The organism is Billgrantia gudaonensis (genome assembly GCF_900100195.1).
In the GTDB taxonomy this organism is placed as follows: domain Bacteria; phylum Pseudomonadota; class Gammaproteobacteria; order Pseudomonadales; family Halomonadaceae; genus Halomonas; species Halomonas gudaonensis.
Map to the genome: position 1 here is coordinate 1 of NZ_FNES01000020.1, position 23,981 is coordinate 23,981.

Genomic DNA, 23,981 nt, shown 5'->3' on the forward strand with positions numbered 1-23,981 from the left:
TGCACCTGAATCCCGAGCGGGACCCAGTGCCGCAGGCAGCAGGGTTTTAAAGAGCCAGAACTATTTCATATGCCAACTATGTTGACAGACTCCGCCGGCTCGCCTTTCGGCGAGTAGGCAAACCCCTTGGCAAACGGGCACAATCCCCATACGCTGATTAGGCCGTGCTGCATGGCACCTATTCCGGCTTTTGACGGAATTGTCATGCTTCTTCGGTCATGAATCAGAAAAAAGTGCTAGATAAAAACGACGCGCCATACTGCGTGCAGGGAACCTTATGCAAACCACCGATCACCTGGATGAGATTCAGGATCTCAATCTCGCCTATCTGTTGCTCGCCCAGCGGCTGCTGAACGAGGATCGTTCCGCGGCCATGTTTCGTCTCAAGATCGATGACGACATGGCCGATCTGATCGCCTCGTTGAACGCTTCGCAACTCACCACGCTGTCCCGTACCAACCAGCTCCTTTGTCATTTCGGCCACGATGCGGCGGAACGCCTGCGTCAGGTGGTGGAAAATCCCCGCGACAATGGCCTGTCGCGGTTTCACGCCTCGCTACTGATGGCCGGCCAGGGCAAGATGTCACCGCTGTCGGGAGGTGGCGTATGAGCCAGAAGAGTCTCGTGGCGGAAATGCAGCAGGTCCAGTTGGCCATCGAGCTGATCGAACTCGGGGCGCGTCTGCAGGTGCTGGAAACCGAGACCGATCTCAGTCGGGCGCGCTTGATTCGTCTGTTCAAGGAAGTGCGCGGCATGTCTCCCCCCAAGGGCATGCTGCCATTCTCCACCGACTGGTTCATCACCTGGCTTCCCAACGTCCATGCATCGCTGTTCTACAACATCTACGAGCGGCTGCGCGTGGAGCAGGACTGCGATCGCATGCCGGCCTTCGTGACGGCCTATCGCCTGTATGGCGAACAGGTGCGCATCGATGACGTGGAGCCGGTGCTGGGACTGACCCGCGCCTGGACGCTGGTGCGCTTCTTCGAAAGCGATCAGCTGCAGCTGTCGTCATGCACGCAGTGCGGAGGGCGCTACGTGGTTCATGCCCATTCGCCGGACCACGATTACGTCTGCGGTATCTGCATGCCGCCGTCGCGCGCCGGCAAGACGCGCAAGCGTCGCGAGCGTGAAGCCGCCCAGGCAGCGAGCGCTTCGCGGTCGGTCGCCTCCGGCTGAGTCGTCTGGCAGGAGCGCAGGCTCCATTGCCCAGCGTTGTCGACGTTTCCGCCCCGGTAGGCTCTGCCGGGGCGGTTGTCGCTGGGCGGCTGATTTTTTTGGTGTCGTGGCTCAAGTCGCGGTGCCGGTGGCCGATACATCCTATGACATCAAGACGCATCCCTGACTAAGGATACCGGTTGTGCTGATTCTGATTGGCTACGTCGTCGTCATACTCTGCGTGTTCGGCGGCTATGTACTGGCCGGCGGCCACCTGGGGCCGCTCTACCAGCCCACCGAGCTGCTGATGATAGGCGGCGCGGGGCTCGGCGCGTTCATCGCGGCCAACAACGGCAAGGCGCTCAAGGCGACGTTCAAGATCTTTCCCAAGCTGCGCCGCACCAAGAAGTACAACAAGACGATGTACATGGAGCTGATGGCAGTGCAATACAAGCTGCTCAGCAAAGTGCGCCGCGAGGGGATGCTCGGCATCGAGAGGGACATCGACGACCCCCAGCAGAGCGCGCTGTTTCAGGAGCACCCCATCGTGCTCGGCGATCCGATGCTGATGAATTTCTTGACCGACTATCTGCGCCTGATGGTCAGCGGCGGCATGGATCCGATGGAGATCGACGAGCTCATGCTGCACGAGATCGAGGCCTTCGAGCAGGAGGCGCACATCCCCGTCGACGCCATCGCCAAAGTGGGCGATGCCATGCCGGCCTTCGGTATCGTGGCGGCGGTCATGGGGGTGGTGAAGGCGTTGAGCAGCGCCGACGCCGGACCAGAGGAGATGGGCGTGATGATCGCCCACGCCCTGGTGGGTACCTTTCTCGGCATCCTGCTGGGCTACGGCTTCGTCAATCCGGTGGCGTCCAGCCTCGAACGCCAGGCCAAGGAGGCCGAGAAGATGCTGCAGTGCATTCGCGTGACGTTGCTGGCCAGCCTGCACGGCTATGCCCCTCAGCTGGCGGTGGAGTTCGGCCGCAAGGCGCTGCACAGCACGGAGCGTCCCGGGTTCACTGAGCTGGAAGAGTACGTTCGCAATGCCAAGGCGGGTGCTACGGTCGAATGAGCGAGAACGCAGGCAAGCGGCCCATCATCATTCGCCGCAAGAAGGTCGTTCACGCCCATCACGGCGGCAGTTGGAAGATCGCTCTGGCCGACTTCATGACCGCGCTGATGGCACTGTTCCTGGTCATGTGGATTCTCTCGGTAGCCACCGAGGAGCAGCGCGAAGGGGTGGCAGAGTACTTCAGCACGCCGCTGGTCAATGCCGTCACCGGTGGCGACCGCTCGGGAAGCACTCAGGTGATTCCCGGGGGCGGGCCGGATCCGGCGCACAGCGATGGCGAACGGGCACGCATCGATCCCCAGGAGCGCACGCGCCCCAGCGAAGAGCAGCGCCGCTTCTTCATGGACCTGCAGCGGCGCATCGAATCGGTTATCGAACAGGATCCGGACCTTCGCCAGCTGCGCGACCAGATGCGTTTCGACCTGACCCCGGAGGGGTTGCGCATTCAGCTGCTGGATACCGAGCAGCGGCCGATGTTCGATCTCGGCAGTGCGCGCGTGGAGCCCTACATGCGAGACCTGTTGCGAGCCATGGCGCCGCTGATCAACGAGTTGCCGAACCAGCTCAGCATCAGCGGGCACACCGACAGCCTCGCCTACCTGAACGGGTATCGGGGGTACAGCAACTGGGAGCTCTCGACCGACCGAGCCAACGCCTCGCGCCGCGAACTGGTGGAAGGCGGGCTGGAGTCTGCCAAGCTGCTGCGCGTTTCCGGCTTCGCCGACCGCGTGCCGATGCCGGAGACGGAGCCCTTCGATCCGGTCAACCGGCGCATCGAGCTGCTGGTGTTGCTGCCCGAGGTGGCGGACCGGATTCGCAACCCCGGCGTGCTGAACGGGCCCGGCATGCCGAGTCCGCTGAGTCGCCGGCAGGACGCGCCGCTCGGCAGCGAGGTGAACCTTGCGCCGGTACGACAATTCACGGAAAGCCTCAGCCGTTCGCTCGGTGACGAGTGAGGGGTTTGGAAATCAACTGACACCAGGTGGGACTGCGCATGGATATCACGGACTTCTATGAGACTTTCTTCGAGGAGGCCGAGGAGCTGTTGGCCGACATGGAGCGCCACCTCCTGGAGCTGGACGTAGACGATCCGGATTCGGAGCAGCTCAACGCGATCTTTCGCGCGGCGCACTCCATCAAGGGCGGTGCCGGCACCTTCGGTTTCGACGTGCTGCAAAAGACCACCCACCTGTTCGAGAACCTGCTGGACCACGCTCGCAACGGCGAGCTGGCGCTGCGGCGGGACATCGTCGATACCTTTCTGGAAACCAAGGACATGCTCAACGATCAGCTGGACGCCTACCGCAACGGCGACGAGCCCGATCAGGAGGCCTTCGAACGCATCTGCAAGATCCTGCAGCAGCTGGCCCTGGAAGAGATCGGCAAGGGATTGGAGGCGGCCGGTGGCGACATGCCTCAGCCCGATGCCGGTGCCAAGAGCGAGCCGCCAAGCCAACCTGCCGAGCCCGAAACCGGTGCCGAGGCGAGTGGCGACCCGGCCGCCGGTACGGGGGCCTCGAATGACGGGCGCCGAGTGGTCGCCCTGCTCGGTGTCGGCGAAAAGGATCGCGAGCTGCTGGTCGAGGAGCTTGGCCAGCTCGGCGAGGTCATCGAGCACCACGGCGATGAGAAGCGCTACGAAGTGGTGATGGAGTCCACGGTCAGCGATGACGACATCGAAGCCGTGATGTGCTTCATCATCGATGCCGAACAGCTCGAGATTCGTGCGCCGGGGAAGCCGGGCGAGCGGCCGGCCACGGGCGATGCCGCCGGCGACGAGGAAAAGGCTGCGCAAGAGGCCGAGCCGGCCGCCACGCCGAAGGGGGCTGCCGGCGCGGCTTCCGACGAGCCGCCGCCGGCGTCCGAGGCAAAGGGGGACGGCAAGCCCAAGCCTGCGGCCAAATCCACCGACAAGCCCAAGGCGAAGGCCAAGGCCGGCAGCGAGTCGACCTCGATTCGCGTTTCCGTCGACAAGGTGGACCAGATCATCAACCTGGTGGGCGAGCTGATCATCACCCAGTCGATGCTCGATCAGACGGTCAGCGAGCTGGAAGGCCCGGCCAACGGCAACCTGGTCAATGGCATGAGCCTGCTGCAGCGCAATGCCCGGGATCTGCAGGAGTCGGTGATGTCGATCCGCATGATTCCCATGGACTTCGTGTTCAGTCGCTTTCCGCGAGTGGTGCGCGAGACCGCCGGCAAGCTCGGCAAGGAGATCGAGCTGGTTACCGAGGGTGCGGCCACCGAGCTCGACAAGAGCCTCACCGAGCGCATCATCGACCCGCTCACCCACCTCGTTCGCAACAGTCTTGATCACGGCATCGAGCCTCCCGAGGTGCGCGAGGCCGCCGGCAAGCCGCGAACCGGCAAGCTGACACTGTCGGCCAAGCATCAGGGTGGCAACATCATCATCGAGGTGATCGACGACGGTGCCGGCCTCAACCGCGAGAAGCTGCTCGAAAAGGCTCGCGAGAGCGGTCTCAACGTCTCCGATACCATGAGCGATGACGACGTTTGGCAGCTGATCTTCGCTCCTGGCTTCTCCACCGCCAAGGAGGTCACCGACGTCTCTGGCCGCGGGGTCGGCATGGACGTGGTCAAGCGCAACATCCAGGGCATGGGCGGCAGCGTGCAGATCATGTCCAAGCCCGGGGAGGGCACCACCATTCGCATCGTGCTGCCGCTGACCCTGGCGATCCTCGACGGCATGTCGATCAAGGTCGGCAGCGAGATGTTCATCCTGCCGCTGTCGGCGGTGCTGGAATCGCTGCAACCGGCCAAGGAGGACATCTATGCCATGGCCGGTGACGACGTGGTGCTCAAGGTGCGCGACGAGTACCTGCCGGTGGTCGCCGTGCACGAGGCCCTCGACGTCGCCGACGCGCGCACCGAGCTGACCGAGACCATCGCGGTGATCGTGCAGGGCGAGGGTCGTCGCTATGCGTTGCTGGTGGACGACCTGGTCGGTCAGCAGCAGGTCGTCGTCAAGAACCTCGAGACCAACTACCGCAAGGTGCCGGGCGTGTCTGCCGCCACCATCCTCGGTGACGGCAGCGTGGCGCTGATCCTCGATATCACCGGGCTGCACCGGCTCAGCCGTCAAAAGAAAGAGGCGCGTCGGCCCAAGTCTGCCACGCGCTCGCTCGAATCCGTAACCGACAATGAGATGGAGACGTCATCATGAACCAGACGACCACCGATGTAGCGATGGCCGCGGCGGAAGCGCAGAACAGCGAGTTCCTGGTGTTCTCGCTGGGCGACGAGGAGTACGCCATCGACATCCTCAAGGTGCAGGAGATCCGTGGCTACGAGAACGTCACGCGCATCGCCAACACGCCGGATTTCATCAAAGGGGTGACCAACCTGCGCGGCGTGATCGTGCCGATCGTCGATCTGCGCATCAAGTTCAATCTGGAGAAGGTCGAGTACGGTGGCCAGACGGTCGTCATCGTGGTCAACGTCGAGGACCGCATCGTGGGTATCGTGGTCGACGGCGTCTCCGACGTGATGACCCTGTCTCCCGACCAGATCAAGCCGGCCCCCGAGTTCGGCGTCACCCTCTCTTCCGACTTCCTCAGCGGCCTGGGCAGTCTCGAGGACCGCATGCTGGTGATCGTCGACATCGACAAGCTGCTCACCAGCGACGAAATGGCCCTGGTCGAGAAGGTTGCCGAGTGAGACTTGGCCGGGGTCAATTATCCGATGCCCCGGCGCCGATACAATAACGTCATACAACGCCAGTGAGCCGTTTGGGAACAGGGGATTGCAAGTTGAAACTGACCACGATGCAAAAGCTGTGGGGGTCGTTCGCCTTCATCTGGCTCGCGATGATCGTCCTGGTCGCCTGGGGCGCCTGGGAGAATCGCCAGATCATGATCGAGGAGCGTCGCAGTGCGCTGAGCGACTACACCGACATGGCCATGAATGCCATCGATGGGTATGCCCAGCGCGTGGAAGCCGGCGAACTCGACGAGGACGAAGCCAAGAACCAGGTGGCCGAGGTCATCAGCAGCATGACCTACGATGAAGGTCGCGGCTACATCTACGTATTCGACGAAGGCTACGACCTGTGGGCGCATCCGCGCCTGCCGGTCGGTACCAATCTGGGCGATTTCCAGAACGACGAGGGGCGTTACCTGTTCCGCGAGTTCGTCGACGCCGTGCACGACGGCGACGGCTTCGTCAGCTATCTATGGGCCCACGAGGACGACGATGACGAACTCGTCACCAAGACCTCGTTCCACCAGTACCATGCCGACTGGGGATGGATCGTGGGCACCGGGGTCTACGTCAACGACATCAATGCCGCCTTCTTCTCCAAGCTGGCCTGGAGCCTGGTGCCGCTGCTGATCGTCGGCCTTCCTATCACGCTGATGATCGGCAGCGTATTCCGCGACATCGCCCGTCGCCTGGGCGGCGAGCCACGCGACGCCGCCGAATTCGTCGGCCACATCGCCGATGGCGACCTGACCCCGGAAGTGGAGCTGCGCAAGGGTGACGACAGCAGTCTGCTCTTCCACATCGACCGCATGCGCGGCTCGTTGGCGGGGACCATCGGCGAGATCAACCGTCGCGCTCACGAAGTCGACCGGGAAGTCGAAAGCATCGTCTCGGTGAACGACGAGCTGGCCACCCGCACCGAAGAGCAGGCCGCCTCTCTGGCGGAGACGGCATCGAGCATGGAACAGCTCACTCAGACGGTGAAGCAGAATGCCGACAACGCGGACGAGGCACGCGATCTCGCCGGCAAGACCGAGAAGAGCGCCCAGCGCGGCAGCGAGGCGATGGAGAACGTCATCGAGGCGATGTCGAGCATCAACGACAGTGCCGTACAGATGACCAGCATCGTCGACACCATCGAATCGATCGCCTTCCAGACCAACATCCTGGCGCTCAACGCCTCGGTGGAGGCGGCGCGTGCCGGCGAGCACGGGCGTGGCTTCGCCGTGGTGGCCGAAGAAGTGCGCAAGCTCGCCAGCCGTAGCGCCGAGGCCGCTCAGGAGATCAAGACGCTGATCGAGAAGTCGGACGGCCAGGTCAGTAACGGTAGCCAACTGGTGCGTGAGACGGGCGAAGTCATTCACGGCATGGTGCGCGACATCACCCAGCTCAGCACGCTGGTGGCCGAAATCTCGTCCGCCTCGGTGGAGCAGAGCAGTGGCATCGAACAGGTCAATCAGGCCGTTGCGCAAATGGATCAGATGACGCAGCAGAACTCGGGTCTGGTGCAGAGCAGCAACAGCGCTGCGCAACGCCTCAGCGAGCAGAGCCGGCAACTGACCCAGCAGGTCGCGCATTTTCGCGTCGACGGCATGAGCATGGCGTCGGCCGACCCGACGCCGCAGTCACTGCCCGCGCCTACTCGGGGTCATGACGAGGATGCCTGGGGAGAGCGCCGTGAACCGGCGGAGGCCTGAAGCATGACGGTGCCGGCTGCGTCCTGGCGTGGCCGGCCGAGCGACCACAACCATCAGGCTGCGTGCCTGTCGATCATGAGGGAATGACGTGAAGCTTCTCGACAACATGACCGTGCGGGTCAGCTGGAGTCTGGTGCTGGTGTTCTTCGCCGGCGTCATCGTGCTGCTCAGCGGTCTGGGGCTATACGCCTTGCACATCGGCACCAGCGCCGTGGCCGACATCGCGCCCGAGGCCGGCGAGAGCGGCCTGGCACTGTCGCAATCCTACGAGACCCTGGCCGGGTGGATGCGCCTTGGCATCATCGTCATTCTGGTGGGCTCAGCGCTGGTGATGGCGATCGTGATGTGGGGCATCACCGTCAACGTGCTCAAGCCGCTGGCGCGTCTGGTGGGGTACTTCGAGGGCCTGGCGCGTGGCGATCTCTCCCAGCCCGTGGAGCAGCGCGGCAACAACGAGATCGGTCGCCTGTTCAATTCGCTGAAGCACATGCAGGACGGGCTCTCGGCCACCGTAGGTACGGTGCGTCGTAGCGGCGAGGGGATCTACCACGGTGCCCAGGACATCGCTCAGGGCAACAACGAGCTGTCGTCGCGCACCGAGCAGCAAGCGGCTTCGCTGGCCGAGACGGCCTCCAGCATGGAGCAGCTCGCCTCGACGGTGGAGCACAACGCCGACAACGCGCGTCAGGCCAGTCAGCTCGCCGCCGAGGCCACGCGAACCGCCGAGCAGGGAGGCGAGGTGGTGGGCGATGTCGTCACCACCATGCACGAGATCAATGAAAGCTCGCACAAGATGTCGGATATCATCGAGGTGATCGACAACATCGCCTTTCAGACCAACATCCTGGCGCTCAACGCCTCGGTGGAGGCCGCGCGTGCCGGCGAGCACGGGCGTGGCTTCGCCGTGGTCGCTCAGGAAGTGCGCAATCTCGCCGGTCGCAGCGGCACCGCCGCGGGGGAAATCCGCGAGCTCATCGAGGCCTCTCTCAAGCGCGTCGATGCCGGTACACAGCGGGTCGACACCGCGGGCAAGACCATGACCGAGATCGTGCAGGCCGTGCAGCGGGTCAGCGACATCATGGATGAGATCGCCTCCGCTTCGCAGGAGCAGAGCAATGGCATCGGCCAGGTCAACCAGGCCGTCACCCAGATGGACGAGGTGACCCAGCAGAACGCGGCGCTGGTGCAGCAGGCCGCCAGCGCGGCGACCCAGCTCGAGGCCGAGGCCGCGCGACTTCACGAGGCGGTGTTCAACTTCCGTCTGGCCGGTGAGACGGCAAGCGAAAGAGCGCCCGGCAGTCGTGCCCAACCGGTGGCCGAGGCCGACCCCAGGCCCAAGGCCAAGGGCGCGGCAGCAACCGAAGCGCCAGCATTGGCAGCGCCGCGTAGCAGCGGGAAAGAGAAAGAAGACGAAGAGGAGTGGGCGTCGTTCTGATCGCCCGCTCGGCCGGACTGCAAGACCGACAACAACGAGAATACGGCTCCCCCTGACGCGGTCGCGCGCACGATCGCTGCCCTCGATGTGGCTGGGAGTCTGGAGCAAGAAGAACGGGAGGGTCCATGCGCAACAATCAGCCAGTCACCCAGCGAGAGTACCAGCTCGACAGCGAAGAACTGCTGATCTCCAGGACCGACCTCGAAGGTCGGATCACCTATGCGAACAGCCATTTCGTGGAGGTCAGCGGCTTCACTTGGGAAGAGTTGTACGGATCGCCCCATAACATCGTTCGCCACCCGGACATGCCGCCGCAGGTGTTCGCCGATCTGTGGGAGACCCTGCAGAAAGGCGATAGCTGGCAGGGGCTGGTCAAGAACCGCTGCAAGAACGGCGATCACTACTGGGTGCACGCCACGGTGACGCCGATCCTCGAGGATGGCGAGTGCCTGGGCTTCACCTCCGTACGGGTCAAGGCCGATCCCGAGGCGGTCCAGCGTGTCGAGAAGCAGTACGCACGCCTGCGTGACGGCAAGGGCCATGGCCTGACGGTGGCCAAAGGTCAGGTGACCCGGCGCGGTCTGGCCGGCTGGTGGGCGCGGCTCAACCTGGGCAGCGTGCGGGCCAAGCTGGTGATGATGACCCTGGTGCCGTTGCTGCTGCTGGCAGTGAGCAGCGGGGTGGGTCTGTTCGGCGTGCAGGTGTCCGGCGAGCGTGTCGACGAACTCAACCGCGACGGCCTGCAGGACGTGATTCGCCTGCAGCAACTCGATCAACTGGTCACCCAAGCGCATCAGGAAGTCGGCGGTCAGGATCGCATGGAGATCCTCTCTTCGCGCGAGACGCACGCCGAGAACCTGAGCGAGATCGCGGTACGCCTGCGTGAGCTGTGGGGCGAGTATCGCGATCGCGATGTCAACGCCACGCCACTGGCCGATGAGTTCGGTGAAGCGCTCACCCGCTACGTGGACGAGAGCGTCACCCATTTCCGCGATGCGCTGGCCTCCGACGACTCCATGGATACCTTCACGGCCCTGAACAACGACGTGGCGCCGCTGCGTGAGCAGGGCCGCGAGCTTTCCGGCACCATCAACGAGTTGATCGAGCAGAAGCGTCAGGCCGCACTCGACATGTCGGCGGCCGCTGCAGCCGGTCAGCGCCAGATGCTGATCGGTCAATCCGTCTTCCTGGCCATCGGGCTGGTCGTGTTGGTCGCCTTCGGAACCTGGATCATGCGCGCCATCAACCGGCCGCTGCACCGTGCCCGGAACATCGCGCTGCAGATCGCCTCGGGCAACCTGGCCACCGTGGTGCCCAAGCTCAAGCGCGACGAGTTCGGTGAACTCATGGATACGCTCGGGATCATGCGTCGCAGCCTCTACAACACCACCCAGGGCGTGAAACGAGGCATCGGCGTGGTGGAGCCGGCCAGCCGCTCCATCGCCGACGGCAACGAGGGGCTCGCCTCGCGCACCGAACAGCAGGCGTCCTCGCTGCAACAGACCGCCTCCAGCATGGAGGAGATGACCACCACGGTGCAGCAGAACAGCGACAATGCGAGACAGGCGAGCGGTCTGGCCATGGACAATGCCAACCGCATGCGCGACACCGGGGAACTGATGCAGGAGGTGGTGTCCAGCATGGAGCGAATCACCGCCAGCTCGCAGAAGATGAAGGACATCATCGGGGTGATCGACGGCATCGCCTTCCAGACCAACATCCTGGCGCTCAATGCCTCGGTGGAGGCGGCACGGGCCGGCGAGCATGGCCGCGGCTTCGCGGTGGTCGCCGAGGAAGTGCGCAGCCTGGCCGGGCGCAGCGCCGACGCGGCCAAGGAGATTCGCGGGCTCATCGATGGCACCAATGGCGAGATCGAAGGTGGCGCAAGCCGGGTGCAGCAGGTCGAAAGCGCCATGAGCGAGGTCATGCAATCCTCGACGCGGGTCAACGACATCATCGGCGAAATCACGGCAGCGTCCGATGAGCAGAGCAACGGCATCGGCCAGATCAACCAGGCCATCGGCGAACTCGACCAGGTAACGCAAGAGAACGCTTCGCGCGTTCAGGAAACCGCTACCGCGGCCAAGGATCTGATGCGTCAGATCGAGGAGTTGGCCCGCGACATTCAGGTATTCCGCATGCGTGGCATGGGAGCGGAACAGGTGGTTGCCGTGGCATCGACGTCGCGAAGCCAGACCGGCGTCTCGCGTGACGCGTCGCCGCGTTCGGTCCAGCGTGACCCTCTGCCCGAAAAGCGGCAATCGAAATCGGCCCCCGTCAGCCCGGCTGCTGAAGAGGAGTGGGAAACGTTTTGACCCAGTCTGTGGAAGGTGTCGCCTCCGATGCGGGGCAGTGGTCGAGCGGCGGTCAGCTGGAACGCGACCTCGTTCTGACCGATGCGGACTTCACGAAGATTCGTCAGCTGATCTACGAGCGGGCGGGCATCGTGCTGGCCGAGCACAAGCGCGAGATGGTCTACAGTCGCCTGGCAAAGCGGCTACGCCATCACGGCATGACGCGCTTCGGCGACTACCTGGCGCGTCTCGAACGCTATCCGGAAGCGCGGGAGTGGCAGGCGTTCACCAACGCCTTGACGACCAATCTCACCGCCTTCTTTCGCGAGGCTCATCACTTTCCACTGCTGGCCGATCACGTACGTGACCGCCGCGAACCGGTACGCATCTGGAGTGCGGCGGCTTCCACCGGGGAGGAGCCCTATTCCATCGCCATGACGCTGATGGAGACCCTGGGTTCACGAGCCTCGAACGCTTCCGTGCTGGGTACCGACATCGATACCGACGCTCTCGAGCGGGCGCGGGCCGGCATCTACCCGGTGGAACAGGTCAACAAGCTCGATGCCGAGCGGATCAGGCGCTTCTTCCAGCGTGGGCGGGGGCGTCACGAGGGGCTCGCCCGTCTGCGGCCGGAGGTCTCGAACCTGGTGGAGTTCCATTCGCTGAACTTGCTGGCACCGCAATGGCCGCCAGTCAAGGGGCCCTTCGATGCGATCTTCTGTCGCAACATCATGATCTATTTCGACAAGCAGACCCAGGCGCGGATTCTGGAGCGCTTCGCGCCGCTGCTCAAACCCGACGGCCTGCTGTTCGCCGGGCACTCGGAGAACTTCTCCTACATCACCGACGTGTTCCGGCTTCGCGGTCAGACCGTCTACACCCTGGCCAAGCGTGGTTAAAGTTTCGCCACGTTTTGGCCGATAGGGTCAATAGTTCGTTATCGCCGCGGACCGCCGGCAGCGGTTCGCCAAACTAGGAGGCTTGCCTTGGGATCGACAACGATCAAGGTGCTGTGCGTCGATGATTCGGCGCTGATTCGCGATTTGCTCAGCGAAATCATCAACGAACAGCCCGACATGGAAGTGGTTGCCGTGGCACCCGATCCGCTGGTGGCCCGCGACCTGATCAAGCGCCACAACCCCGATGTGTTGACGCTGGACGTGGAAATGCCGCGCATGGATGGGCTCGATTTCCTCGAGCGCCTGATGCGCCTGCGCCCCATGCCGGTGCTGATGGTGTCGTCGCTGACCCAGGCGGGCTCCGAGATCACCCTGCGCGCACTGGAGCTGGGCGCGTTGGACTTCGTCGCCAAGCCGTCGCTGGGCATTCGCAGCGGCATGCGCGAATACGCAGACGACATCGCCGAGAAGATCCGCGCCGCTGCCAAGTCGCGTCCCCGCCAGGCGCGCAAGCACGACACGCCGGCGCCTGCCCGGCTCAAGGCACCCATCAGCACCAGCGAGAAGCTCATCATCATCGGCGCCTCCACCGGCGGTACCGAGGCGATCCGCGCGGTGCTCGAACCGCTGCCCGCCAACAGCCCGGCGATTCTGATCACCCAGCACATGCCGGGCGGATTCACTCGCTCGTTCGCGGAGCGGCTGGATCGCCTGTGCAGCATCACCGTCAAGGAAGCCTCCGACGGCGAGCGGGTGCTGCCCGGCCATGCCTACATCGCTCCGGGAGACCATCACCTCAAGCTGGCGCGCAGCGGCGCCAACTACGTGGCGCGTCTCGATGATGGTCCTCCCGTCAATCGTCATCGCCCCTCGGTCGACGTATTGTTTCACTCGGCAGCGACCCAGGCCGGGCGCAACGCCATCGGCGTGCTGCTCACCGGCATGGGCAAGGACGGCGCGGCAGGGCTGCTCGAGATGCGCCAGGCCGGCTCGCCGACCATCGCCCAGGACGAAGCGAGCTGCGTGGTATTCGGCATGCCTCGCGAGGCGATCGCCATGGGCGGTGCCCAGGAGGTGGTGTCGCTGGAGCACATTCCCGAGCGAGTGATGGCGTTGATAGCCGCCTCGGGTCGAGCGCAGCGGGTATGACGCAACCAGCTTCGCTGCGCAGGAAAGCGCGGGAATACCGTCAAGGATGCCGTCAACTCTCAGCAAGACGAACAGCCGCAATGCCTAACATGACCGTATTCCTCACTCGAACCGAGGTGCCGCCCCAATGACCCGTTTCCTGCGCAACCTGAGCATCCATGCCGCCGTCATCGCGGCTTTGGCATTCTTCCTGTTGGCCTTTGCCGCCAACGTGGTCATTGCGACCCTCGCCGATCGCACATCGCAGGAAACGATCGACACCCTGGAGCAGGTCAACGTCGAGCAGCTCAACGAGATCAACCGTGCCGACGCCTTGCTGAGAGGCTCTCTCTATGATCTGGAAGTGGCTTCCAACCTGTTCATGCTGGGGCGCAGCGGCCAAGCCGACGAACGCCTGGACTCGGCTCTCGACCAGTTGGAACGTGCCGAAGTGCGCTTCGAGAACTATGCTTCCGTGCCCCGTACCTCGCAGGGCGAGGCGCTGGGGGCGCGTGTCGAGGAGACGTTCCAGGCCGTTCTCGAGCTGGCGGAAGAGCAGCATACGGCACTGGATACGATGGATTCCACCGGCTTCAACGTGCTGCGCGAGGAGATGGCCGAACCGGCTGAAGACAAGGCAGCGGCCATGACCGAGTTCGTGCGCTATGCCTCGGAGCGTGGCGATGCGCTCAAGGCGGAACTCGATGCCTTCTCGTCGATGATCGCCTGGGTCGAATGGGGGGTGATGGCCGCGGTAGTGCTGCTCGTCGGTCTGATCTATCTGGGCCTGCGCAGCGTGGTGATCCGCCCGCTCAATGTCGCGGTCGAGAACCTGGATGCCATCGCCAATGCCGATCTCACGTCGCGGATTCCCGAAGGTGGGCGCAACGAGGTCGGGCGGCTGCTCAACGCCATGCGCGGCATGCAGCAGAGCCTGATCGGGATCGTCGGCGGCGTGCGCACCAGCAGCGACTCCATCCACGTGGGTACCCGCGAGATCGCCAGCGGCAACGCCGATCTTTCCTCGCGCACCGAGCAGCAGGCGGCCTCGCTGGAAGAGACCGCTTCCAGCATGCAGGAGCTGACCAGCACGGTACGCCAGAACGCCGACAACGCCCGCCAGGCCAGCGGCCTGGCGCAGGAGGCCTCGACTACCGCCGAGCGCGGTGGGGAAGTGGTCGACCGGGTGGTGACCACCATGGATGGCATCTCCGAGAGCTCCCAGAAGATCAGCGACATCACCGGCTTGATCGACTCGATTGCCTTCCAGACCAACATCCTGGCGCTCAATGCCTCGGTGGAGGCGGCGCGTGCCGGTGAGCAGGGGCGCGGTTTCGCCGTGGTGGCCGGCGAAGTGCGCAACCTGGCCAGCCGCAGTGCCACGGCGGCGAAGGACATCAAGTCGCTGATCGACGACTCGGTCACCCAGATCAAGGATGGCTCGGTGTTGGTGCGCGATGCTGGCGATACCATGCAGGAGGTGGTCAAGGCCGTGCGGCGGGTGACCGATATCATGGACGAGATCTCGGCGGCTTCCCAGGAGCAGAGCGATGGCATCGAGCAGGTGAGCCATGCCGTGGAGCAGATGGATCAGGTGACTCAGCAGAACGCCTCGCTGGTTCAGCAGGCATCGGTGGCCGCTGCCTCGCTGGAGGAGCAGGCCAACCGTCTCGAGCGGGCCGTGGCGGTCTTCCGCCTGGCCAGTGATGCTCGGCATGCCGCCCCGACCGCTGGCCGTGGGCCGAGCCCTCGTGAAGGCGAGAACGGCCGTTCGGCGGCGACTTCCGCCAGCCTGCCGACTCCCCGTGAGTCGCGCCAGGCGGCACCGGTGGATCCCAAACCCCAGTCTCGCAGCACCCCGGCGCGTGAAACCGTCGCCGAAGGGGACTGGGAAGAGTTTTAATCGTTCGAATGAAATGAGGATGTCCGATGGCCGATAAAGACATGAGCTTTCTGGTGGTCGATGATTTTCCGACCATGCGCCGGATCGTTCGCAGCCTGCTCAAGGAGCTGGGATATACCAACGTCGAGGAGGCCGAAGATGGCCAGGACGCACTGAGCAAGCTGCGTGCCGGCGACTTCGAGTTCGTGGTGTCCGACTGGAACATGCCGAACCTCGATGGCCTGGAGATGCTCAAGCAGATCCGTGCCGATGACGAGCTCAAGGAGCTGCCGGTGCTGATGGTGACCGCCGAGGCGAAGAAGGAAAACATCATCGCCGCCGCTCAGGCCGGTGCCAGCGGCTACGTGGTCAAGCCGTTCACGGCAGCGACTCTGGAAGAGAAGCTGAACAAGATCTTCGAGAAGCTGGGCAAATGACGAGACCGGCGGGCGGCTTGCGCTCGCCGGTACGAGGAGACGAAAGATGAGCGCAAACGAGCAGCCGGACGATGTCCGGTCATCGGGCGCCGCGGGCGACGATCTGGTCCAGCGAATTGGCCAGCTCACGCGCATGCTGCGCGAGAGCATGCGGGAGCTGGGGCTGGACAAGGAGATCGAAAAGGCGGCAGAGGCCATTCCCGATGCCCGCGATCGCCTCAGCTATGTAGCCAGCATGACCGAGCAGGCGGCGGAGCGGGCGTTGAACGCCATCGACCGCGCCCAGCCGCTGCAGGACTCGCTCAACGAGCGAGCCGTCGATCTCGACAGGCGCTGGGCCGACTGGTTCGCCGAACCCAAGGAACTCGATGACGCCCGCGAACTGGTCAAGGAGACGCGTACCTACCTGGCCGATGTCCCGGAAAAGGCTCAGGCCACGCAGAAGGAACTCCTCGAGATCATGATGGCCCAGGACTTCCAGGACCTGACCGGCCAGGTGATCAAGAAGATGATGGACGTGATCCGCGAGATCGAGCATCAGCTCGTTCAGGTGCTGATCGACAACGTCCCCGAGGAGCTGGCCCGCGAAAGCATGCAGCGCCAGGCCAACGATCAGTGGGAAAACGACGCCCGCAAGCGGGATGAGGGCTTGCTCAATGGCCCTCAGGTCAAGCCGGATGCCGCTGACATCGTTACCGATCAGGATCAGGTGGACGACCTGCTGGACCAGTTGGGCTTCTAGTCCTTGCCGGAAAACCGGCTGCGCTTGCCGCCTTTTCGGCAGACGCCTTGGCTTCTGCCTCCTGCCACGGCGCGCGTTCCAGCGCGCCGTACCTTTTTCCCGGTGGCTCGTCAGGGTCGATAAAGCCACGATCATTGGCGCTTTTTGGCGTATGGCCTCGGCTGTCTTGCCGCCACAATGGCAGGCTGGAAAAACCCGTGTCGGGTAGTGGTCCATGGCCGACGAGAGCAGCGATCAGGAAAAGACCGAAGAGCCCACGCCACGACGCCTGGAAAAAGCGCGTGAGGAAGGGCAGGTTGCGCGATCACGCGAGCTGACCACCTTTCTCATGCTGCTGGGCGGCGTCGTCGGCATGTGGACGATGGGTGGCCTGCTCTATGACCAGTTGGGAACGGTCATGGAGCAGGCCTTCCTCTTCGAGCGTCGTCAGGCCTTCGATACCGGGCCGATGCTTGCCAAGGTGCTCGAGCTCGGTCAGCGAACGCTGGTGGCCATGCTGCCTCTGTTCCTGCTGTTGGCACTGATCGCTCTGGTGGCCCCGGCGCTGCTGGGTGGCTGGTTGATCTCTGCCAAGTCGCTCAAGCCGCAGCTCGGCAAGCTCAACCCGTTCAAGGGGCTCAAGCGAATGCTGGGCACCCAGGCGCTGGTGGAGTTCGCCAAGGCGGTCGCGAAATCCGTGCTGGTGGGCGGCGTGGGAATGGGCTTTCTCTACTTGAAGCGTCATGAATACCTGGCGCTGCTCGATATGCCGACGACCCAGGGCCTGGCCAAGGCGTTGATGCTGGCCGCTCAGGCATGCGGACTGATGGTACTGACGCTGCTGGTGGTGATCCTCATCGACGTGCCGTATCAGCTGTGGAGCCACACCAAGAAGCTGCGCATGACCAAGGAAGAGATCAAGCGCGAGCACAAGGAGTCCGAGGGCGATCCTCACGTCAAGGCTCGCATCCGCTCCCAGCAGCAGGCCATGGCGAGGGGCCGGATGATGAGCCAGGTGCCGGAGGCGGACGTCGTCATCACCAACCCCACTCACTATGCGGTGGCATTGAAGTACGACGAAGCCCGTATGGGCGCACCGCGAGTGGTGGCCAAGGGGGCCGATGCGGTGGCGGCGCGCATCCGAGAACTGGGTGTCGAGGCCGGCGTGCCTCTGCTCGAGGCGGCACCCTTGGCCCGTGCGCTCTACCATCATGTCGATCTGGACAGCGAAATACCGCTGGATCTGTATACTGCCGTGGCGGAAGTGCTGGCCTGGGCCTTCCGTCTCAAGCACGTGAATGACGAGGGGGGAGACGTGCCGCCAACGCCCGAGAACCTGCCGGTGCCGCCTTCCATGGCGGTGCCGGGCAACGACGCCGAACCGAACGGGGCGCGTGAATGAGATCCCTGAGTCACTATCTGGGGCGCCGTGACTGGCTGGGTGACGTGCGCATGAAACTGCTGGCAGGACCGGTCTTGATCATGATGATCCTGGCCATGATGATCCTGCCGCTGCCGCCGTTCGTCCTGGATCTGCTGTTCACCTTCAACATCGCGCTGGCGGTGATGGTGCTGCTGGTCAGCATGTTCACCGAGAAGCCCCTGGACTTCGCCGCCTTTCCGGCGGTGCTGCTGTTCACCACTCTGCTGCGTCTGTCGCTCAACGTGGCATCCACACGCGTGGTGCTGATGGAGGGGCATGGCGGCGGCGATGCGGCAGGCAAGGTCATCGAGGCGTTCGGCAGTTTCCTCGTGGGTGGCAACTTCGCCGTCGGCCTGGTGGTGTTCCTGATCCTGGTCATCATCAACTTCATGGTCATCACCAAGGGCGCCGGGCGCATCGCCGAAGTGGGGGCGCGCTTCATGCTGGATGCCATGCCCGGCAAGCAGATGGCCATCGACGCCGACCTCAATGCCGGCCTGATCGGAGAGGACGATGCGCGCCAGCGTCGTGCCGACGTGGCTCAGGAGGCCGACTTCTACGGCTCCATGGACGGTGCCAGCAAGTTCGTGCGCGGTGACGCCATGGCCGGCCTGGTGATCATGGTGGTCAACATCATCGGCGGGCTGCTCATCGGCATGCTGCAGCACGACATGAGCTTTTCCGACGCTGGGCGTACCTACACGCTGCTGACCATCGGCGACGGCCTGGTGGCCCAGATTCCAGCGCTGGTGATCTCCACGGCGGCCGGCGTCACGGTATCCCGTGTCAACACCGATCAGGACGTCGGGCAGCAGATGATCAGCCAGCTGTTCGTCAATCCGCAAGTGATGATCCTGGCGGCGATGGTCATGGGGTTGCTGGGCCTGGTGCCGGGCATGCCCAACCTGGTATTCCTGATCTTCACCGCCATACTCGGCGGTATCGCCTGGTGGTTGCTGCGCCAGCAGGAGCGAAAGCTGGTCGAAAAGGAGATGCAGACCGCGCCGCCGCCAGCGCCGGAGGCTCCCGAAGCGAGCTGGGACGACGTCCAACTGGTCGACACCCTGGGGCTCGAGGTCGGCCATCGCCTGATTCCGCTGGTCGATCAGCGCCAAGATGGGGAGTTGCTGGCGCGCATCAAGAGCGTGCGCAAGAAGTTCGCCCAGGAAGTCGGCTTTCTACCGGCCGTGGTGCACATTCGCGACAATCTGGAGCTGGGCGCCAATACCTACACGATCTCCCTCAAGGGAGCGGAGATCGGCCGAGCCGAGGCGTTTCCCGGCCAGTGGCTGGCCATCGATCCAGGCCAGGTTACCGGCCAGCTGCAGGGTACGCCGACCCAGGATCCGGCCTTCGGGTTGCCGGCGGTCTGGATCGATTCCGCCCAGCGCGAACATGCTCAGGTCTATGGCTATACCGTGGTGGACGCCGGTACCGTGGTGGCTACGCATCTCAACCATCTGCTGCATCGTCATTCCGCCGAGATGCTCGGCCGACAGGAAGTACAGAAGCTGCTCGACAAGCTGGGCGACGACCAGAAGTCGCTGGTCGAGGACGTGGTGCCCAAGGCGATCAGCCTCACGGTGCTGCAGCGCATTCTGCAGAACCTGCTCGAAGAAGAGGTGTCGATTCGCGACATGCGCACCATTCTCGATACCCTGGCCGAACATGCGTCCCAGCAGCAGGATCCCAACGAGCTCACGGCCGTGGTGCGCATCGCCCTGGGCCGGGCCATCACCCAGCAGTGGTTCGCCGGTCAGGAGACCCTCAACGTGATGGGGTTGGATGCCCAACTGGAGCAGGTGCTGATGCAGGCCATGAACGGCAACGGCGCGCTGGAACCGGGGCTTGCCGAAACCCTGATGACCCAGGCCGAGCAGGCGCTTCAGCGTCACGAGGCGAGTGGCGAGCCACCGGTGCTGGTCGTGCAGCATGCCTTGCGGCCCTTGCTGGCACGCTTCCTGCGGCGTCGGCTGCGGCATCTGGTGGTGATGTCCCAGGCGGAGATTCCCGATGATCGAACTCTACGCGTCACGACCCTGGTGGGAGGTCGATAAACCATGAGCGTCATGCGATTCACCGGTGCCAACAGCCGCGATGCCATGCGCCAGGTGCGCGAGGCGCTGGGTGACGAAGCGCTGATCCTGGCCAATCGGCGAACCGACAGTGGCGTCGAGATTCTGGCCATGGCCGAATCGGCGGCGCCCGGTGGCAGTGGGGAGTCGGCGACACCCGTCTCGCCCGCCCCCCGGGAAGCTTCTGCCTCCAGTCCCGCCTCGTCCACCTCTGCGGACAGCGCCTTTGCCGCCATGAGCGAGAAGCTGCTGGAGGAGATGCGGGACATGCGTGCCCTGTTGGCGCGCGATCAACCGGGGCGCGAGACGCCTGCTGGCCTGGACGGTCAGGTCCGTGAGCTGCTGCTGGGCGTCGGTTTCGGCACGGCGCTGGCCGATGAGATCGTCGCGGCTCTCCCCGACGAGCTGGTGGGTACCGACATTCGGGACGACCGTGCGATGGCGTGGGTCAAACGCCAGTTGGTGCAGCGTCTCGCTGGGCTCGACGACGAGGCGAGGTTTCTCGATCGCACCGGCGTGGTGGCGCTGATCGGACCCACCGGGGTGGGCAAGACGACCACCACGGCGAAGCTGGCGGCCCGCTACGTGATGCGCCACGGCACCCGTCCCGTGGCACTGGTCACCACCGACAGCTTTCGGATCGGCGCCCACGAGCAGCTGCGCATATATGCGCGGTTGCTCGACGTGCCGATGTTCGCTCTCACCGCCGATCAGCCGGTCAACGACCTGCTGGGCCGGATGCAGGGCAAGTCCTGGGTGATCATCGATACCGTGGGCATGAGTCAGCGCGACCATCGGATCATCGAGCAGGTCGGACACCTGCGCGGTGGCACGACGCCGGTGCGTCTGGTGCTGTTGCTCAATGCCGCGAGCCAGCCGGAAACGCTCGAAGAGGTCGTGCAGCGTTATCGCCAGGCGGCTCAGGCCGCGGGCGCCGAGCTCAACGATTGCGTGATCACCAAGCACGATGAGGCCGGCCGTTTGGCACCGGCGCTGGATGTCGTCATGCGTCACGGCTTGCGCTTGCTGTTCGTCTCCCACGGGCAGCGCGTCCCCGAGGACATGTCGCTGGCCGAGCCGCCCAAGCTCATCGACGAGGCTTTCGCCCAGCACCGCGAGGCGGCTTCCTCGGGTGCCGATTCGGTACCGCATCAGGCATCCGCGGGACGCACGCCGACGCTCATGGGCCAGGGGAGACGACTGGCAGGTACCCTGCAGGCGCTGCGTCAGCGACTGGATGGTTTCGACGAGCTGGAGCGCGTCTGGGATCTGCTGGGCTTGCCTGCCGTGGTGCAGCAGCAGCGTCTGGACGAGCTGCTGGCCGACTATCCCGGGCCCGAGCGGGCGCTGGGCATGCTGTGGAGCGAACGTCGTCGGGTGAGCGGTGCTTCCTGGGCGATGCCGGACATCGCCTTGAATGCCGACGGCGACTGGCTGGCGCTGCCGCTGCTGCAGCACCGCCAGGTGGCCGGCCAGCAGCCGCGGCTGGCCGAAGCCGAAGGGCGGCTCGGGGCCAGTGTGCACCTCATGGCTGGGCTGCCCGATGCCGTTGCCTGCCAGTGGCTGGAGAGCCGTTCGCAGAGCTGGGTCAGCCAGGTGCGCGGCAGCCAACGCGTCGAACATGCCGGCGAGCGAGACCCTCTCAAGTCACTGGCCGCGCTGGCCGAGCCCCTCGATGAGGCGCACTGTCGCTTTCGCGGCATGGCTTCTCGGCTCAAGCTCGCCACCTTGGCGGTGAATGCGATGCCCAGGCCGTCGCGGCGTGGCGATGAAGGGCTCGCGGTGCAGGCCTGGTTCGCCGAGGTGCGGGATGCGGAAAGCGGACGGCTGGTTGCGCGGCGCTATTGGCTGACCCCGGCGCGGCTCGGACGCCAGCCCGTGCCGCTGCTGCTTCACCAGCTTCAGGGCGACGGTCTGGCCCTGCTCACCCGACGGGCCTGGCAGCGTATCGAGCCGCAGGAACTCGGCGAGCTGCGGCCCGACGTGCGTCTGCTGTTGGCCAGTGGCACGGCAGCGGTGGCGACGCATCTCGATCTGGCCGATGACGAGGCGGCCATGGATCTGCGTGCCGAATTGCTGGGCCTGGCCGGTGGGCGGCGTCGGCGGCGTGACGTGGCGCTGATGGAAGCGTTGGTAGAGCTGTTTCTGGTGCGCGATGCCATTCGCCATCTGGGACTGGGTGAACGGGAGGCTGGCTGATGGGCATGGATCAAGCCGCCGGCCTGCGACAGTGGGCCAGTGGAGGAGAGTCGGCAGACGAGGCGGCCGATGCCGCCTGTCCGCGTCATGTGGCCGAGATGCTGGTCGAGCTATCCGACAGCGACGAGGCGGCAGCGCTGACGGCGCCTCAACCGGAGCCGGCATCCGCGGCGACGAACGAGGAACAGGCTGCTGACGAGAAGCCCGCCGCTTCGTCGGGTTCGGGGCGAGCGGCTCGGGCGTCTACGGCAGGGTCGCGTGGCGCTTCTTCTTCGGCGGACACGATAACGCTGATGGTGCTGGGGCTGCCGGGAACGAGCGAGCGTCAGGCTCGCAGGGTGACCGAGCTGTTCGAGGCGTGGGCCGCCGAGGGGCGCGACTGGGTCGGCGATCCGGGCCGTTGGCGCGTGGTACCGCTCGAGGCCTCCAGCCCCCATTTACCGGTGCTGGCGGCCGAACAATCGCGTTGGGCACTGTGGGTCGGCAGTGACGAGGAAGCCTTTCGCCGCAGCTATCGCGTGCTCAAGCAGGTGGCCGAACGAGGCGGCCCGCGGCGACTGTTGGCGGTCCATCCGCCGGATGTGGGCCCCAAGGGATTGCTGGACAACCTGCAGAGGGTGGCGGCGAGGTATTTCGGTATCGAACTGCTGGTGCTGGCCCGGTGAAAGGGAGAAGAGGCGCCTTGCTGATAGCGGCAAGCCTGTGGATGGCCACGGCCGCTGCGGCCGGTAGCTGGGTCGCCAGCGCGCCGGCCGTGAATGTCGCCATGGCCGAGCGTGAGGCGAGTTCCGAAACCCTAGCTCCGCCCACGCCACGGTTGGCGCGAGGCGAGCGGATCGGCAGCATCCGCTGGCGCTACCGCATCGATCCGGGGGTGCGTGTGAGCGCCCGGCTCTGTCACCCCGTGCGATGCGTGGTACTGCCCGGTCCGCGCGGGCAGACGGATGCCCTGGCCGGGCTGGACGCACGGGGCCCGTTGCGGTTTCGCTTTGCGTTGGCCGAACGAGGCCAGGGGGCTGCCAGGGTAGAGGGGTTGCAGGTGATCGTGAACCACGCAGCGCCATGACGTGGGTATGGATGGGCGCCGCTGACGCAACATCCGGATGACGGCCGCGAGACGAGAGCATGTACACAGCACGAGGCAAGATCGAACAGAACGACCTGCTCGACCAGTACCTGCCGCTGGTCAGGCGTCAGGCGCTGTCGCTGCAGGTACGGCTGCCGGCGAGCATCGAGCTGGACGACCTGATTCAGGCCGGTACCGTGGGTCTGCTGGAGGCCATGGGGCGTTTCGATGCCGGCCAGGGGGCCAGCTTTGCCACTTTCGCCAGCCAGCGCATCCGTGGCGCGATGCTGGATGAACTGCGCAGTCGCGATTGGTTGCCGCGCAGCGTGAGACGCAATGCCCGGGCAGTGGATGAGGCCGTACGCAGCCTGGAGCAGCGCCTGGGGCGGCCTGCCGAGGAGACGGAGATCGCCACCGAGCTGGGCATGGATCTCGAGAACTATCGTCAACTGCTCAGCGATACCAACAGCGGTCACCTGCTGCCGTTCGAGGCGCTGCTCGACGAGGGCCTCGAGCCGGGGGTGGACGATGCCGAAGCCGACCGTCCCTTCGACGAGCTGATCGACGAACAGAGACGCGCTCGGCTCATTGCGGGGATCGAAGCCTTGCCCGAGCGCGAGAAACTGCTGATGGCGCTCTACTATCAGGAAGAGCTGAACCTCAAGGAGATCGGTGCCGTGCTCGGCGTGACGGAGTCACGCGTGTGCCAGCTGCACAGCCAGGCGGTGAGTCGCCTGCGCACGCGGCTCCGCGAGGATGACTGAACGCGAAT

General features: G+C 64.8%; 20 protein-coding genes. All 20 read left to right on the forward strand.

Annotated elements, in window-relative coordinates:
- Positions 1–277: 277 nt before the first annotated feature.
- The 20 genes from flhD to BLP96_RS17770 all read left to right on the forward strand — a co-directional run bounded on the left by flhD (position 278) and on the right by BLP96_RS17770 (position 23,973).
- Positions 278–610, forward strand: coding sequence for a flagellar transcriptional regulator FlhD (gene flhD / locus BLP96_RS17675; protein WP_089688819.1), 333 nt, complete (start codon positions 278–280; stop codon positions 608–610).
- On the forward strand, positions 607–1,179 hold the full coding sequence (gene flhC, locus BLP96_RS17680; RefSeq protein ID WP_089688821.1) for a flagellar transcriptional regulator FlhC: 573 nt from the start codon (positions 607–609) through the stop codon (positions 1,177–1,179). The genes flhD and flhC overlap by 4 nt, the downstream gene beginning before the upstream one ends.
- Before the next feature lie 181 nt (positions 1,180–1,360).
- On the forward strand, positions 1,361–2,233 hold the full coding sequence (gene motA, locus BLP96_RS17685) for a flagellar motor stator protein MotA (RefSeq protein WP_089688823.1): 873 nt from the start codon (positions 1,361–1,363) through the stop codon (positions 2,231–2,233).
- Positions 2,230–3,189 (forward strand): flagellar motor protein MotB, encoded by a 960-nt coding sequence (motB, locus tag BLP96_RS17690; RefSeq protein WP_089688825.1) that lies wholly within the window; start codon positions 2,230–2,232, stop codon positions 3,187–3,189. Before motA ends, motB begins: the two co-directional genes overlap by 4 nt.
- A gap of 38 nt (positions 3,190–3,227) precedes the next feature.
- Positions 3,228–5,417, forward strand: a complete 2,190-nt coding sequence (gene cheA / locus BLP96_RS17695; RefSeq protein ID WP_089688826.1) for a chemotaxis protein CheA — start codon at positions 3,228–3,230, stop codon at positions 5,415–5,417.
- Positions 5,414–5,911, forward strand: a complete 498-nt coding sequence (locus tag BLP96_RS17700; protein WP_089688828.1) for a chemotaxis protein CheW — start codon at positions 5,414–5,416, stop codon at positions 5,909–5,911. The genes cheA and BLP96_RS17700 overlap by 4 nt, the downstream gene beginning before the upstream one ends.
- A 92-nt stretch (positions 5,912–6,003) precedes the next feature.
- Positions 6,004–7,650, forward strand: a complete 1,647-nt coding sequence (locus tag BLP96_RS17705) for a methyl-accepting chemotaxis protein (protein ID WP_245682304.1) — start codon at positions 6,004–6,006, stop codon at positions 7,648–7,650.
- An 88-nt stretch (positions 7,651–7,738) separates the two neighbouring features.
- Entirely contained in the window at positions 7,739–9,085 is a 1,347-nt protein-coding gene (locus BLP96_RS17710) for a methyl-accepting chemotaxis protein (protein WP_089688830.1), read from the forward strand.
- 125 nt (positions 9,086–9,210) lie between these two features.
- Positions 9,211–11,400, forward strand: coding sequence for a methyl-accepting chemotaxis protein (locus BLP96_RS17715; protein WP_089688832.1), 2,190 nt, complete (start codon positions 9,211–9,213; stop codon positions 11,398–11,400).
- Entirely contained in the window at positions 11,397–12,278 is an 882-nt protein-coding gene (locus BLP96_RS17720; protein ID WP_089688834.1) for a CheR family methyltransferase, read from the forward strand. The genes BLP96_RS17715 and BLP96_RS17720 overlap by 4 nt, the downstream gene beginning before the upstream one ends.
- A gap of 87 nt (positions 12,279–12,365) precedes the next feature.
- Complete coding sequence (locus BLP96_RS17725) at positions 12,366–13,427, forward strand: protein-glutamate methylesterase/protein-glutamine glutaminase (protein ID WP_089688836.1); 1,062 nt, start codon at positions 12,366–12,368, stop codon at positions 13,425–13,427.
- A gap of 127 nt (positions 13,428–13,554) precedes the next feature.
- A complete protein-coding gene (locus BLP96_RS17730; protein ID WP_089688838.1) occupies positions 13,555–15,309 on the forward strand; it encodes a methyl-accepting chemotaxis protein in 1,755 nt (584 codons plus the stop codon).
- Between the two features lie 26 nt (positions 15,310–15,335).
- Positions 15,336–15,725 (forward strand): chemotaxis response regulator CheY, encoded by a 390-nt coding sequence (cheY, locus tag BLP96_RS17735; protein ID WP_089688840.1) that lies wholly within the window; start codon positions 15,336–15,338, stop codon positions 15,723–15,725.
- Positions 15,726–15,771: 46 nt separating this feature from the next.
- Complete coding sequence (gene cheZ, locus BLP96_RS17740; RefSeq protein ID WP_089688842.1) at positions 15,772–16,467, forward strand: protein phosphatase CheZ; 696 nt, start codon at positions 15,772–15,774, stop codon at positions 16,465–16,467.
- Positions 16,468–16,681: 214 nt separating this feature from the next.
- On the forward strand, positions 16,682–17,848 hold the full coding sequence (flhB, locus tag BLP96_RS17745; protein ID WP_089688844.1) for a flagellar biosynthesis protein FlhB: 1,167 nt from the start codon (positions 16,682–16,684) through the stop codon (positions 17,846–17,848).
- Positions 17,845–19,926, forward strand: a complete 2,082-nt coding sequence (gene flhA / locus BLP96_RS17750) for a flagellar biosynthesis protein FlhA (protein ID WP_089688846.1) — start codon at positions 17,845–17,847, stop codon at positions 19,924–19,926. The genes flhB and flhA overlap by 4 nt, the downstream gene beginning before the upstream one ends.
- A 3-nt stretch (positions 19,927–19,929) precedes the next feature.
- Positions 19,930–22,143, forward strand: coding sequence for a flagellar biosynthesis GTPase FlhF (gene flhF / locus BLP96_RS17755; protein ID WP_176761558.1), 2,214 nt, complete (start codon positions 19,930–19,932; stop codon positions 22,141–22,143).
- The gene (locus BLP96_RS17760; RefSeq protein ID WP_245682305.1) at positions 22,143–22,808 is read left to right on the forward strand and encodes a hypothetical protein; all 666 of its coding nucleotides are present in this window, start codon (positions 22,143–22,145) and stop codon (positions 22,806–22,808) included. Before flhF ends, BLP96_RS17760 begins: the two co-directional genes overlap by 1 nt.
- 17 nt (positions 22,809–22,825) lie before the next feature.
- Positions 22,826–23,209 carry a flagellar protein FlhE gene (locus BLP96_RS17765; protein WP_143005134.1) on the forward strand — a complete coding sequence of 128 codons (384 nt, stop codon included), beginning with the start codon at positions 22,826–22,828 and terminating at the stop codon, positions 23,207–23,209.
- A gap of 59 nt (positions 23,210–23,268) precedes the next feature.
- Positions 23,269–23,973 carry an RNA polymerase sigma factor FliA gene (locus BLP96_RS17770; protein ID WP_089688850.1) on the forward strand — a complete coding sequence of 235 codons (705 nt, stop codon included), beginning with the start codon at positions 23,269–23,271 and terminating at the stop codon, positions 23,971–23,973.
- Positions 23,974–23,981 lie beyond the last annotated feature (8 nt).